The organism is Metabacillus idriensis (genome assembly GCF_050483325.1).
Taxonomy (GTDB): domain Bacteria; phylum Bacillota; class Bacilli; order Bacillales; family Bacillaceae; genus Bacillus_P; species Bacillus_P idriensis_A.
On sequence record NZ_JBCMYF010000012.1, the window covers coordinates 1 to 13,250 of the forward strand.

At 39.6% G+C, this 13,250-nt stretch carries 20 protein-coding genes; all 20 read left to right on the forward strand.

From position 1 onward, the window contains the following. Positions 1-286: 286 nt before the first annotated feature. A complete protein-coding gene (locus ABEQ24_RS08415) occupies positions 287-2,719 on the forward strand; it encodes a carbohydrate binding domain-containing protein (protein WP_430006366.1) in 2,433 nt (810 codons plus the stop codon). 357 nt (positions 2,720-3,076) lie between these two features. Beyond that, positions 3,077-3,397 carry a WXG100 family type VII secretion target gene (locus tag ABEQ24_RS08420; RefSeq protein ID WP_430006367.1) on the forward strand — a complete coding sequence of 107 codons (321 nt, stop codon included), beginning with the start codon at positions 3,077-3,079 and terminating at the stop codon, positions 3,395-3,397. A 16-nt stretch (positions 3,398-3,413) separates the two neighbouring features. Continuing rightward, positions 3,414-3,581 carry a hypothetical protein gene (locus ABEQ24_RS08425; RefSeq protein WP_430006368.1) on the forward strand — a complete coding sequence of 56 codons (168 nt, stop codon included), beginning with the start codon at positions 3,414-3,416 and terminating at the stop codon, positions 3,579-3,581. A 223-nt stretch (positions 3,582-3,804) separates the two neighbouring features. Further along, positions 3,805-3,954: a hypothetical protein gene (locus tag ABEQ24_RS08430; RefSeq protein WP_430006369.1), complete on the forward strand. Its 150-nt coding sequence runs from the start codon at positions 3,805-3,807 to the stop codon at positions 3,952-3,954. A 37-nt stretch (positions 3,955-3,991) separates the two neighbouring features. Further along, the gene (locus tag ABEQ24_RS08435) at positions 3,992-5,236 is read left to right on the forward strand and encodes a hypothetical protein (protein ID WP_430006370.1); all 1,245 of its coding nucleotides are present in this window, start codon (positions 3,992-3,994) and stop codon (positions 5,234-5,236) included. Positions 5,237-5,263: 27 nt separating this feature from the next. Further along, complete coding sequence (locus ABEQ24_RS08440) at positions 5,264-6,052, forward strand: hypothetical protein (RefSeq protein WP_430006371.1); 789 nt, start codon at positions 5,264-5,266, stop codon at positions 6,050-6,052. A 14-nt stretch (positions 6,053-6,066) separates the two neighbouring features. Further along, positions 6,067-6,624: a DUF5381 family protein gene (locus tag ABEQ24_RS08445; protein ID WP_430006372.1), complete on the forward strand. Its 558-nt coding sequence runs from the start codon at positions 6,067-6,069 to the stop codon at positions 6,622-6,624. 112 nt (positions 6,625-6,736) lie between these two features. Beyond that, the gene (locus ABEQ24_RS08450; protein ID WP_430006373.1) at positions 6,737-6,943 is read left to right on the forward strand and encodes a DUF5381 family protein; all 207 of its coding nucleotides are present in this window, start codon (positions 6,737-6,739) and stop codon (positions 6,941-6,943) included. Positions 6,944-7,600: 657 nt separating this feature from the next. Then, complete coding sequence (gene gvpA / locus ABEQ24_RS08455; protein WP_430006374.1) at positions 7,601-7,870, forward strand: gas vesicle structural protein GvpA; 270 nt, start codon at positions 7,601-7,603, stop codon at positions 7,868-7,870. 41 nt (positions 7,871-7,911) lie between these two features. After that, a complete protein-coding gene (gvpT, locus tag ABEQ24_RS08460; RefSeq protein ID WP_430006375.1) occupies positions 7,912-8,397 on the forward strand; it encodes a GvpT/GvpP family gas vesicle accessory protein in 486 nt (161 codons plus the stop codon). 27 nt (positions 8,398-8,424) lie between these two features. Continuing rightward, positions 8,425-8,895, forward strand: coding sequence for a gas vesicle protein GvpQ (gene gvpQ / locus ABEQ24_RS08465; RefSeq protein ID WP_430006376.1), 471 nt, complete (start codon positions 8,425-8,427; stop codon positions 8,893-8,895). Positions 8,896-8,914: 19 nt separating this feature from the next. Next, positions 8,915-9,175 (forward strand): gas vesicle protein GvpJ, encoded by a 261-nt coding sequence (gene gvpJ / locus ABEQ24_RS08470; RefSeq protein ID WP_070879559.1) that lies wholly within the window; start codon positions 8,915-8,917, stop codon positions 9,173-9,175. 85 nt (positions 9,176-9,260) lie between these two features. Continuing rightward, entirely contained in the window at positions 9,261-9,524 is a 264-nt protein-coding gene (gene gvpO, locus ABEQ24_RS08475) for a gas vesicle protein GvpO (protein ID WP_070879560.1), read from the forward strand. Positions 9,525-9,552: 28 nt separating this feature from the next. Continuing rightward, the gene (gvpN, locus tag ABEQ24_RS08480) at positions 9,553-10,476 is read left to right on the forward strand and encodes a gas vesicle protein GvpN (protein ID WP_430006377.1); all 924 of its coding nucleotides are present in this window, start codon (positions 9,553-9,555) and stop codon (positions 10,474-10,476) included. Positions 10,477-10,490: 14 nt separating this feature from the next. Beyond that, the gene (locus tag ABEQ24_RS08485) at positions 10,491-11,255 is read left to right on the forward strand and encodes a GvpL/GvpF family gas vesicle protein (RefSeq protein WP_430006378.1); all 765 of its coding nucleotides are present in this window, start codon (positions 10,491-10,493) and stop codon (positions 11,253-11,255) included. Position 11,256: 1 nt separating this feature from the next. Beyond that, a complete protein-coding gene (locus ABEQ24_RS08490) occupies positions 11,257-11,520 on the forward strand; it encodes a gas vesicle protein GvpG (RefSeq protein ID WP_430006379.1) in 264 nt (87 codons plus the stop codon). Between the two features lie 4 nt (positions 11,521-11,524). Continuing rightward, entirely contained in the window at positions 11,525-12,334 is an 810-nt protein-coding gene (locus ABEQ24_RS08495) for a GvpL/GvpF family gas vesicle protein (protein WP_430006380.1), read from the forward strand. Between the two features lie 18 nt (positions 12,335-12,352). After that, complete coding sequence (locus ABEQ24_RS08500; protein WP_430006381.1) at positions 12,353-12,622, forward strand: gas vesicle protein; 270 nt, start codon at positions 12,353-12,355, stop codon at positions 12,620-12,622. Continuing rightward, positions 12,594-12,878: a gas vesicle protein K gene (locus tag ABEQ24_RS08505; RefSeq protein WP_070879566.1), complete on the forward strand. Its 285-nt coding sequence runs from the start codon at positions 12,594-12,596 to the stop codon at positions 12,876-12,878. Before ABEQ24_RS08500 ends, ABEQ24_RS08505 begins: the two co-directional genes overlap by 29 nt. 29 nt (positions 12,879-12,907) lie before the next feature. Continuing rightward, a complete protein-coding gene (locus ABEQ24_RS08510; protein ID WP_070879567.1) occupies positions 12,908-13,240 on the forward strand; it encodes a gas vesicle protein in 333 nt (110 codons plus the stop codon). The last annotated feature ends 10 nt before the right edge of the window (positions 13,241-13,250 follow it).

Sequence of the window (13,250 nt, forward strand, 5' to 3'; positions counted from 1 at the left end):
TGCTTCCACTTTTCACCTGCATCGCATCAATTTGTGGAATCAAAGCATCCCTATGCTTCCACTTTTCACCTGCATCGCATCAATTTGTGGAATCAAAGCACCTCTATGATTCCACTCTTAATTGGTTCAGCTTCATCTCTATTTTAAAATTAATTATGTTAGGAGCTGTTCTTTTTTCATTTCTAAAATATTGTTCCCTTATACAAAATTTCATGTCTGAAGAATGATGAAAAGTAACGCTAAACTAATAGCAGGTTCATCATTTTTTAGGGGAGGGGAAACGAATTTGAAAAAAGGAATGGCGATCATAATGTGTGGTCTGCTTATGCTTTCAGGCAGCATTAATGCCCAGGCAGGAGGAGCCGCGAAAGAGAAAAAAGGAGAAGAGATGAAGAAAAAGAAGTGGTCACTCGTTTGGTCAGATGAATTCAGCGGAACGGAGATTGACAGAAGCAAATGGAACTTTGACTTGGGAAACTGGATTGTAGATGCTGACGGGAATGGAATTACACCCGGCTGGGGCAATAACGAAAAGGAATTTTATACGGACTCAAAAGAAAACGCTTACACAAAAGATGGAAAGTTAATTATTAAGGCCAAGAAGGAACAAACGTCCGATCAATTTGGCACTTATGACTATACGTCGGCTAAGGTGAAAACAAAGGGACAGTTCAGCCATAAATACGGACGCTATGAAATCAAGGCGAAACTTCCTGCTGGAAAAGGACTGTGGCCTGCGATCTGGATGCTGCCCGAAGAAGATAAGTATGGTTCATGGGCAGCTTCTGGAGAAATTGACATTATGGAGTCCTGGGGAAGCAAACCTGACCTTGTAGCCGGAACCATTCATTATGGCGAAGGCTGGCCGAACAACAAATACACAGGCAAGGAATATCATTTTAAAGATAACAGTACAGTCAGCGACTGGCATACGTACGCGCTTGAATGGGAGCCTGGCGAGCTTCGCTGGTATGTGGACGGTGAGCTTTATCAAACTCAAAACAAGTGGTACTCAAAAGGAAAAGACAACGCGGCGAATTACGCCTATCCAGCGCCATTTGACCAGAATTTCTATTTAATCATGAATCTTGCAGTCGGAGGCTGGTTTGACGGAGATCCGGATGCGTTAACGACTTTTCCGCAGCAGATGGAAATCGATTATGTCCGCGTGTTTGACTTGAAAAATGGCAACTACGCTGATCCTGTTGAGCCAAAGCTTGAACCTGTCGAGCTCCCGGCAGATGCCAAGCAGCCATTAGCAGACGGAAACTTCATTTACGACTCAGCTTATGAACAGCCGATTAAAGATATTGCTGCAGGAGAAGTTCCTTTGAACAAGGAATATTGGAACTTCGTTCATCTCCCGGACTTTGGTGGAGCAGGGGCGGTTTCGGTTGAACAGGTATCGGGGATGAATTTTGCCAAAACCTCGATTTCTAATCCTGGAAGACAGCTGTACTCGCTTCAGTTGATTCAAAACCTTTCTCTTGGACAAGGAGGGAAATATAAGGTCAGTTTTGATGCAAAATCAACTGCTCCCCGCAGCCTGATGGTGAAAGCCGGAGCGGGTCCTGACAGAGGCTGGGTCAAATACTCGAATGAAGAGTCCTTCAACCTGTCTGATCAGCTGCAGTCGTATGAATTTACGTTTGACATGCTGAATGAAACAGACATTGAGGCACGCCTTGAATTTAACTTAGGCGGAAGCGGGACAAACCCTGTGTGGATCGGAAATGTCAGAGTGGAGGATGTAACCGGGGAGGCACAGGATGAGGACGCTTCAAAGGAGCCGCTTCCAGACGGGAACTATATCTACAACGGAACATTTGATCAGGGACGCATGGACCGGATGATTTTCTGGAATGTAAAAACGGATGATGCAAAAGCTGAAACAAGCGTTAACGAGAGCTCAAGAGAACTGAAAGTGGATATGAAAAAATCGGGCAAGAGCTCTAATTCTGTTCAGGTTTTTCAAAAAGGGGTCCAATTAATCAAGGGAAATGAATATAAGGCAATTTTTAAAGCAAGGGCAGCTAAACCAAGAGAAATTCAGCTGGATGTCCGGAGTAAAGACGGCACTGTCAGTTATTCTGGACCTAAAAACGTACAGCTTTCCTCAAAAATGAAAGAAAAAACGGTTGAGTTTACGATGACGGATGAGCTCAGCGATCTCGAAAGCCAGCTGATTTTCAACTTGGGAGGAGCTAAAGGAGACGTCTTCCTTGATGACATAATTCTTTTGAAAACAACAGATAAAATCGACTATGGAAATATCGATTTGTTTCCATTGAAAAATGGAGATTTCAGTAACGGCTTAACCTCATGGGGCTCCTATATCCACTACGATGCAGCCGCTATGATTGCTGCTGACAGCGGAAAAGCAGAGATTTCCATTACAAATGAAGGCAATGAACCGTGGAGCGTCATCTTGCAGCAGGAAAATATGAAGCTTGCTAAAGGGGCAGTTTACGAAGTATCCTTTGACGCACGTTCGACTAAGCCGCGCGAGGCAGAGCTTACGGTTGAAAATGTGCAATATACAAGGTTTCTGAGTGAAAAGCTTTCCTTAACCGCTGAAATGCAGACGTATTCTTTCGAATTCACGATGCCTTCGGATGACATTGCTGCTATGAAATTTTTGTTAGGTAAGACGCAGGGTTCTCCACTTGGAGCTCATGCAATAGAATTCGATAATGTGATATTAAAAGTTAAGCAATAAAAAATTTGAAGCAGAATCTCGGGTGGTGAGATTCTGCTTTTTTAATGAATATGGAAATTTTTATAAAAAGAGGTTTATCTCTATATGAGCGGGTGGTAATAGATAATTGGGATATTTTTCTTCTTATTCATCATTACTAAGTCCTGATGATTTCCCGGTAAGGACTATTATCTGTCTAATACCAGTACTTTTCTCGCATGAATACCTGAACAATCAGCCTTAGAAAATGTTACTGGAGACTTATGGAAATTGGAAATTGAATCTAGTAACATTTTCTTATATGTGCAAAAAAGGAATCATTATGTAGAAATATGAAGGATATACATAGAATTACACAAGAAATGAAGAGGTGAAACTATGAATTCCGAACACGTCAGAGCCCTTGCAAGGGTGTTTCAGGAAGCTTCAGATTCCGTGAAAGACCAGGAAGCAAAATTGCTTCAGGACATTAACAGCAATGCAGCGACATGGAGCGGTAAAAGCCGAAACAAATTTGATTCCGCAATGGACGAAGCCCAGATCCTGTTCCAACGGCACTCCGACAACCTCTACGACATCAGCCGCGAGCTCGAAGCCGCCGCCGACTCTGTTGACCGGGTGAGGGAAGAGATTGAAAGACAAGAGGAATTAGAAAGGCTTGAGAGAATTCTCCGTTTGAAGAAATTAGATGTGCAGTAGAGAGTAGGGGTGCGTCATGAACAATCGTTATGACCATGACCCGAACTTTAATCGGAAAAAGAAAAAGAAAAAGGTAGACGAACGCCAAGGAATGAATGACGGCTGTGTTCCTGGATGCGTGGACTTTTTTATTATTCCCGTACAGATTGGCATTGTTGCCTATCAGTTGATACAAATTGTTTAAAAAAATTACCTTATTAAGGTGCTTTATGAGTCACCGTTATGATCATGATCCAAATTATAATCGAAAAAAGAAGAAAAGAGATGTGCCGGGTGATGATGGTTGTTTTCCAAGCTGTCTTGATATATTCTTACTGCCTTTACAGATAGGAATATTAGGATATCATTTCTATCAATTTATTTAATAATGTTTAATTTAAAATGAAGAAAAAATACTGAGGTGCAGAATGAGCAATTATGAAAAAAACAAGAAAAGAAGTAAAGAAGAAGCTGACGATGCTGCCAGGGGCGGCTGTATGTTGCCAGGATGTATAGATTTTTTTATTATTCCTTTGCAGGTCGGTATTTTGGGGTACCAATTTATCAATTTGATTTAAACTAAAATTTTTACCCAAGAAATGAGGTCGAAAACTAATGAGTGGTAAAATATCCGTTGATCCCAATAATCTAGATGAACTCGCCAACCAATTCGTTTTTAAACTAAACGACATCGAAGAAGAATCTAAGCGTCTGCATCTTGAACTTGCAAATTTGATTATGAGTGCTCCCCCGGAATACAGTCATTGCTTTTATTCTGTCGGAGATTCATGGGGAACAGGTCAAGCTCTAGCAAATAGACTCAGTGAGTTGGAACAGGATGTCAGAATGACTGCCAACAAGTTTGCTGAAAGAGATGACCTGCTTGGGCGACTTTTTAATATACATGAAAAATACGGCACAATGGCTGCAATGGGCGGTTTGGTGTCCAGACAGCTTGCTTATTATGGTTTGGGTTTCACTCAATTTGCTAAAAATGCAGATGAGATCTACTCATTCCGTCATATGAGTGCTCTCAGTAAATTTTCAGAAGTTGTAGATGGCTCAAAGTATAAAAGAGCTGCTAAAGGATTAGTCAGCTTGACTTTTCTTTCAGGAAAATACAAAGATACTCCTTTTGCTGACCTTATACATAAAAAGTATTCAAAATATTTACCCGGTGATGTTGTGGACTTTACCTCAAGCACAAGGGGAGTATGGGGTGGCATGATTAAAAATAATGTAACATCTACTATGTGGAAAAATCTTGGGAAGAATGCATTGAAATTTGGAAAAACCAATGCTGTTAGCGCATTAGTTGTAACAGGTGCTATGGAAACCGTTGGAATGGGGCTTAAGATATCTGAGAATTATACTAAGTATGGAGACATGCCTGATGTTCTTAAACGGGAAAATGCTAAAGCTGTAGGTAAAGCTGTTAATAATACAGTTGCAATTTCTGCGGGATCAATAGGCGGTGCTGTAATTGGAGGAGCGATTGGAAGTGCTTTAGGTCCAGTGGGAACAGTGGCAGGAGCTGCAGCAGGCTCCTTTGTTGGCGGATTAGTTGGAGAACAATTCGGGAAATTTACGGCAGGTTTTGCTGAGAAAGCAGCGATTGCTCTTGAAACACCAATTCAAGGTACTATAGATTTAGCCAGGGGCGGTTTTGAACAAGCTGGAAAAGCAGTTGAAGGATTAAATAAAGTTAAAGATGCAGCTAATGAACAAATAAAAGAAGCAATAGATGATCCTATTGGAAAAGTTAAAGATATTGGTGAAGGACTATCTAAGGCAAAAGATACGGCAGATTCGCTGATTGACGGAGCTAAAAGCTTAATTGGTAAAAAATTCTCTTGGTAAAAAATCTTATTCTCATAAGGAGGAATTATGGAAACGGTCAAATTAAGTATTGAAGAATTAATTTTCTCATTTTATAGTGAGGGGCTTTTTGAACAAGGAATGTCAATCAAAGAAATGTATTTTCCAGAAATGAAAGATGAAGAACTTAAAATTCTGATGGAATTTGCATCTCGTTCACTCTTGGCAAAAGATTTGGTGACAGAAGTAAATAATCGGTATAAAGTTAAGGAAGATTATATTGGCTTTATAGAAATAATGAATCATGCTGAAAGAACTATCAAAGCCTCTAAGTTCAGTACAGACTTAAAAAGCGAAGAAACTATTTCCGTTCATATGAATGGGGATGAAGTTTATCTTCATAAACTTTTATATGATAATCAGATTCATCAAATTAGTAAGATTTCCAGCAAACAAGACACCATGGAATTAGTTAAAGAGTTTTTCAGTTTTAAAGATTTAACAATAGCTCACAATGAAGTGCTTTTCTCGATGAAGAGAACACAGTTTGAGGAACTTTTAGAAACAGTTAGCCAAGGATTACCTTCTCAGTCTATAATGGAAGGTTTCACTGAAAATGAAATTATTAAAGAATTAATAAATGATTTAATCTATAGAAAAGCAAGGATGGATAGCTTGCTTTACATGGAGTACGACGATGAAAATACCCCTGATCTATTAGACGTATGTTTTGTGATTCCAGGTAAAGTTCAATCTTGGTTAGTAACAAGAAATCAAAGTGATGATTACAACTTTGAAAAATGTAATGAAAACACATTAAGTCAATTTATTTTTAAGAATAATGTTATAACCATTTAAAGGAGCTGAAAAACTTGTCCAATACACCTGGAGATAACAGCATAATAAAAGTAAGAGGTCCACTATTAATGTATATATGGATGGGACTTTTCGTTTTCGGCGGTTTAGCAGCTTGTTATATTCTAATCACCTATGGATTGAAGTTTGAATCTGATTATTCCTTAATATATTTAGGAGGTGGCCTAATTTTATCTCCTTTTTTTATTTACGAAGCACTTTGGGCACTTCCGGGATTTGTTCCAGGGAAGGTTTTATTTAAAATACATCAAGGAGAGAATGGCAGTATTGTCTCTAATAAAAAAGCTGTTCAGTTCAAAAATATCAGAAATATTGATTTGAAGAGAAACCCTTTAAACTTATTTAATGAAGTTTACGTAAAAACATACGATAATAGGACAGTTAAGTTCAAAACATATAATTTACTGCATGAGGTAAACTTTTACGATGTTGTGGATGAACATATCTTTCCGCATATGACAGAGGAAGCAAAAATAGTTTGGAATAGAAAAATCACAGATGATCAATTCCTTAAAAGTATGAATTATGAGAGAAAAAATCATAATTCTTCATAATAGAACAAAGAGGAGAGGTTCTTAGCTGGAACTTCCTTCATTACATAGAAATATCACTTTACTTAGCCTGCAAAAAGAAAACAACAGCGTCAAAATAAAAGGCTCCAAGTTTATGTATGTATGGATGCTTCTTGCTACCTTGGGTGGGCTTGCAGCTTGTTTCTTTCTCATCATAAATGGTTTTAAATTCGATTCAAAGTACTCGTTTTTTTACCTTGGAGGAGGCTTTTTGCTCTTTCCAATCTTTCTATATCTTACATTATGGTCACTTCCGGGGTTTGTACCGGCAAAAACGCTGCTTGTTCTGACAGAAGACTAAAGCGGCTTCATTATCACAAAAAAAACAAAATTCCCTTTTCAAATATTCGGAGCATCCGTTTTGTAAGAAATCCTCTTAACCTGATACAATTTGTTTACCCGAATATGAGGGAAGATGCAAGGGAAGTCTGGGACCGTCACGTGAACTTAAGTGAATTGTTTGAAGATGCAAGTTATGAGCGAAAGACAGACATTTAGTCTTTAGTTCACAGAATGAGGGGCTGCCCGATAAGGTCCCTAAAATGAAGCAGGCAGGAAAAACATTCGTTTTTCCTGCCTGCTTTTTTGATTTAAATCACGCAGATGCCTGCTACTTTCAGGATCATCTTTGTTAAATCTGGCCGCGTATAATTTATCCCCCTGAATTCCACCCCCATAACGAATAAAAACCACCTCTAGATCACTTTGTAATCACCTTGTAACAAAATTGACTTTTTTGTCTTAAATCTCTTTATAATCTTCTGAAAATCCCGCCATTTCAGCATTTTTTGAAGAGGTTTTCGAAATATGATGCGGAGATAATGGAGAATGGTGGAAAGTAATTTCTTCTAATATCCAGTCGGTGTTTTAACCCGTGTTTTAAAAGGTATATCCCAAGTAACAAAGCGATTAGGGCTTGCCCAAATTTACATCGTCAATGAAAGGAGCTAATAAAGAAATGAGTATTCAAAAAAGTAATGACAGTTCGAGTTTAGCGGAAGTTATTGACCGGATTCTTGATAAAGGAATTGTAATTGATGCATTTGCCAGAGTGTCGCTTGTAGGAATTGAAATTATAACGATTGAAGCACGGGTTGTGATTGCAAGTGTCGATACATGGCTGCGATATGCAGAGGCTGTCGGATTGCTGCGTGATGAGGTGCAGGAGGAAGGTCTTGCAAATCGTCAAAAGAATGAACGGAGCACACAATCAGCTTTTAACTTTTAAATAAATGAATCACTACTATCATATAGAAATGGGGATAAATGATGGCGGGCAAAGATAAGAAAGAAAAAGTGGAAAATCAAGATGAATCGAATCAGCAGGAAGAACAGAACCAAGATGAGAAGCAGCACAACTCCTTAAATTATGCCATTTTAGGCGGAGTCGTCGGAGCAGGCATCGGATTGCTTTCAAGTCCTGAGACAAGCAAAAAAGTGTTTAACAGTCTTGGACAATCAGAAGTAGTAAGAGTTGCCGGCAAGGAGCTGAGAAGAACGGCACAGGAGATCATTACTGAGCAGGCAATGGTTGCACTCAGACAGACAGCAACGGGTTATCTTGATAAAGGGAACTTAAGCAGCCTGCTTGCTCCGAAAAAGAAGAAAGAATCTGCTCCGGAACAGGAGAAAAGTGAAGAAAAGGAATTAGACTCTTCACAGTATGATGAGCTGAAAGAAGAAAACAAAAACATGAATGATCAGCTTCAGCGAATCGAAGAAATGCTGAATCAGCTGATTGAAGCAAAGAAATAAGTGATCTGCCCTGAAAGGGGTGATTAGATGGATAAGATGAAAAAAACCGCTTTTAAAGCTGGTAAAGAAATTATCAAACATACGCCTGAACCTATTAAAGAAAAGATTGAGGATAAGGTGAAAGAAAAGGCGAAGGAAAAATTCGTCGAGAAAACAGAAGAAAAGCTGCAGGAGAAAGCAAATGCAGCTGCTGAAAAGCTCGGCCATGCTAAAGACGAGAATGCAGATAAAGTCCATGGCAAAGCGGAAGAAGCAAAAGAAAAAGTGCAGGATGTCCTGCTGTCTGTAAGGGACAAGCTTGGCAATGTGAAAGAAGCAGGAGAAGATTTTCAAGAGAAGATTTCTTCTAAAGACGATAAAAAGAAAAAAGTTAAAGGCTATAAAGGCATTAAAGGTGTCAATCAGATTAAAAGTTCCACAAATATAAAAAGCTCTACGAAGATCAAAAGTTCCAATGACATTAAATCTTCAACAGATATTAAAACTATTGGATCTTAACTGAGAGGAGAAAAAAGAAATGTCGATTCAAAAGAGCAACAACAGTTCGAGTTTAGCAGAAGTTATTGACCGGATTTTAGATAAAGGGATTGTAATTGACGCATTTGCAAGAGTCTCAGTTGTAGGAATTGAGATTTTAACGATTGAAGCGCGTGTCGTTATTGCCAGTGTTGATACATGGTTGCGTTATGCGGAAGCGGTAGGTCTTCTTCGTGATGAAGTAGAAGAAAAAGGCCTCCCTGCACAATCGAATGAAAGAAGTTCACAGTTTAGCATTTAAGATGATCAGGGCTTGGAGCCATACACAAAATGGCTCCTGCTTCTTATCTTGAAACGGCTGAAGGAACAATCGGAGGCGACACAATATGGCTATAAAAGATATTTTAAAAAACGTAAACGACTTTTTCAGCGAGCATGTGGCACCACCTCACAAAATCACTTCTGTTGAAGCGATGGAAGAGGGCTGGAGAGTTACAGTTGAAGTGATCGAAGAAAAAGAATATATGAAGAAATACGCAAAAGATGAAATGCTCGGAACCTATGATTGTCAGTTAAATAAAGACGAAGAAGTAATTTCGTTTAAGAGGCTGGACATTCGGTACCGAAGCGCAATCGGTATGGAACAGTAAGGGATGAGCGGGCAGGAGGCAAGAAAAGATGACGGTCTTAAAAGAAAAGGTGAAAAAAGATGCAAGAGCATTGATTCAGGACGATGAGACGAAGGATCTTCTCAAGCGCTCCTTACAATACTTGAAAGCCGGTTATTCAGTTCATTTTACAGGCCCCTCAGGTGCAGGAAAAACCTCCCTTGCGCTTGCTCTTGCCAAAAAAAGAAAACGGCCGGTCATGCTCATGCACGGAAATCACGAATTAAACAATAAAGATTTAATTGGAGATTTTACGGGGTATAAGAGTAAAAAGGTCGTCGATCAGTATGTAAGATCTGTTTATAAAAAAGACGAAAGTGTCAGTGAAATGTGGAAAGACGGCCGGCTGCTTGAAGCAGTTAAAAACGGTTATACGCTAATTTATGATGAGTTCACCAGATCACGCCCTACTACTAATAATATTTTCTTATCCATTTTAGAAGAAGGTGTTCTCCCGTTATACGGTTCTAAATTAACTGACCCATTTGTCCGGGTTCATCCGGATTTCGCTGTTATTTTCACAAGCAATCCTGCTGAATATGCAGGTGTTTACGATACGCAGGATGCTCTGCTTGATCGTTTGATTACAATGTTCATCGATTATAAGGATGTTGAACGCGAAACGATGATCGTAGCTGAAAAAACAGATGCAGAAGAAAATGAAGCAAGGGCGATCACAACTCTCGTTACGAATTTGCGGGAAGCCTGCTCAAACGATAAGAATAATGGTCCTAGTCTAAGAGCTTCGATTATGATAGCGAAGCTTGCAGCAGAACAGGATATCCCAATAAATGGCGAAGACCCGGATTTTCAAAGCTTATGCATCGATATTTTGTGTCATCCAATCAGCAGATGCCTTGATTCGGATAACGCTAAAGCAGATGCAGAAAAATTAATTATAGATGAATGCAGCAAAATGGACGTCTTGGATTAGAGGAGTGTTTGATAATGAGTGAACAAGAAATGGGAATTTATATTTTCAGCGGAATTCAAACGACAGAAGATGGGGATTTTGGAACAGTCGAAATCGAAGGCGAAGAGAGGGAAACCTTTACGATTCGCTATAAAGATGCAGCGATGGTTGCGGCCGAGGTTCCAATGAAAATTTATAATCCGAATCGTCAAAATTTAATGATGCATCAGCATGCAGTTGCTGAAATTATGAGCAAAAATGATACAGTCATTCCAATCAGTTTCGGGAATGTTTTTAAATCCAAAGAAGATGTCAAAGTTCTATTGGAAAATTTGTATCCTCAGTTTGAAAAGCTTTTCCCGGCGATTAAAGGCAAGATTGAAGTCGGATTGAAAGTGATCGGCAAAAAAGAATGGCTTGAGAAAAAAGTAAATGAGCATCCAGAGGTAGGGAAAATGTCCGCTTCTGTGAAAGGCAAGTCTGAAGCGGCCGGTTATTATGAACGGATTCAGCTTGGCGGAATTGCTCAGAAATTATTTGCTGATCTTCAGAATGAAGTAAAAGCAGAGGTATTCACACCGCTTGAAGAAGCAGCTGAAGCCGCTAAAGCAAATGAACCAACTGGCGAAACCATGCTTTTAAACGCAGCATTCTTAATTGACCGTGATTCTGAAGAGTTATTTGATCAGAAGGTTAACGAAGCACATGAAAACTGGAAAGATAAAGTCGATTTTAACTACAGCGGTCCATGGCCTGCATACAACTTTGTGAACATCAGGTTAAAAGTAGAGGAAAGCTGACATGATTCATAAGTTGGTTACCGCACCAATGAATCTTGTAGTTAAAATCGGGCAAAAGGTCCAGGAAGAAGCAGAGAAAGAGTTATATGATCTTCCAACTATTCAGCAAAAATTGATCCAGCTCCAAATGATGTTTGAGCTCGGCGAGATTCCAGAGAAAGCTTTTCAGGAAAAAGAGGATGAGCTTTTGACGAGATATGAAATCGCCAAGCGCAGGGAAATGGAAGAGTGGGATAAGCTGACGAAACCAAGAGACGAGGGATAAGCAGATGGGCGATTTGATTTATTTATATGGATTGATACCAACTGAAGAAGCGGCAGTACATCAATCGTTTCCATCATTCACTGGTTTTGATGGTGAACACAAGCTGTACACCATTCCGATCGACAATGTCACCGCAGTTGTTTGCAAACTGGATTCTGATCATTATTCAGAAGAAGCCATTAAAGACAAGATCGACAGTGATATGGACTGGCTGCAGGAAAAAGCGTTCCATCATCATGAAACGGTTGCTGCCCTTTATAAGAGCTTTACGATCATTCCGCTGAAGTTTTGCACCATTTATAAAAATGAAGATAGCCTGCAGCAAACGATTCAAACCAATCAATCAAGGGTTGAAGAAACTCTTTTTAAACTTCATGGAAATGAAGAATGGAATGTGAAAATCTATTCAGATGATCATGAGCTGAAAAAGCATGTAAGTGAAAACAATCCGGCGATTGAAGCAAAGATGCAGGAAATAAGTGAACTTCCGCGCGGAAGACAATTTTTCGAAAAAAAGAAGATTGATAAATTGATTCAGAATGAGCTTGAAAATGAAAAGAATCGAGTTTGTGAACACGTGCATGAAAAGCTGAAGGTGCATTCGCTTCACGCAGCTATTAAGAAAAATTGGAGCAAAGATGTTACAGGCTTAAAAGAAAACATGGCTTGGAACAGCGTGTTTCTTCTTCCGATTGCGAATGTGGAGAGTTTTCTGGAAGAAATGAAGCAGTTTGAACAGGAGCTTGGCGGCACCGGCTGGAGATTCGAAGCTACAGGCCCATGGCCGGCGTACCATTTCTCCAGTTTTTCATAGAAATGAGGGATCTGACAGATGTCTCTTAGAGAATCAGTTGAAAACAAGGATATAGCACTTATTGATATTTTAGATGTCATTCTCGACAAAGGTGTAGCCATTAAAGGTGATTTAATCATTTCGATCGCAGGTGTAGATCTAGTGTATTTGGATCTGAGGGTGCTGATTGCTTCTGTTGAAACGCTTGTTCAATCAAAAGCAGGCAACCGAAAACCTGTCACATCTGATCAGTTTGATAAGCAGAAGGAGGAGTTAGTTGATGCAACAGGTAAGCGGAACAAATGGTAGAATCCAGCTTGATCCTGATAATGCTGAACACGGACTTGCGCAGCTGGTCCTGACAGTCGTTGAGCTTCTCAGGCAAATTGTCGAACGTCATGCGATGCGGCGGGTGGAGGGTGGAACTCTGACGGACGAGCAAATTGAAAATCTGGGTGTCGCCCTGATGAACCTTGAAGAAAAAATGGAAGAATTGAAAGAAGTCTTTGGTCTTGACGCTGAAGATTTGAATATAGATCTCGGTCCTTTAGGCAGCTTGTTATAACCTAACGCGGCCAATTGGAGGGACATGTAATGGCAGTCCAAACTACTGGACAATCGAGCTCGATTGTTGATGTACTGGAAAAGATTCTGGATAAAGGTGTTGTTATCGCAGGTGATATTACGGTAGGAATCGCCGATGTCGAACTGCTGACAATTAAAATCCGCCTCATTGTCGCTTCTGTTGATAAAGCAAAAGAAATCGGCATGGACTGGTGGGAGAATGATCCTTATCTAAGCTCCAAAGCGGAGAATAACAATACAAAGGCTCTGGAAGAAGAAAACAAGAAATTGAATGAGCGATTAGAACTGCTTGAAAATCAGCTTGGTTCAAATCGTTTAAATACAGCTAACCAACTAAAATAATGGAGGGATT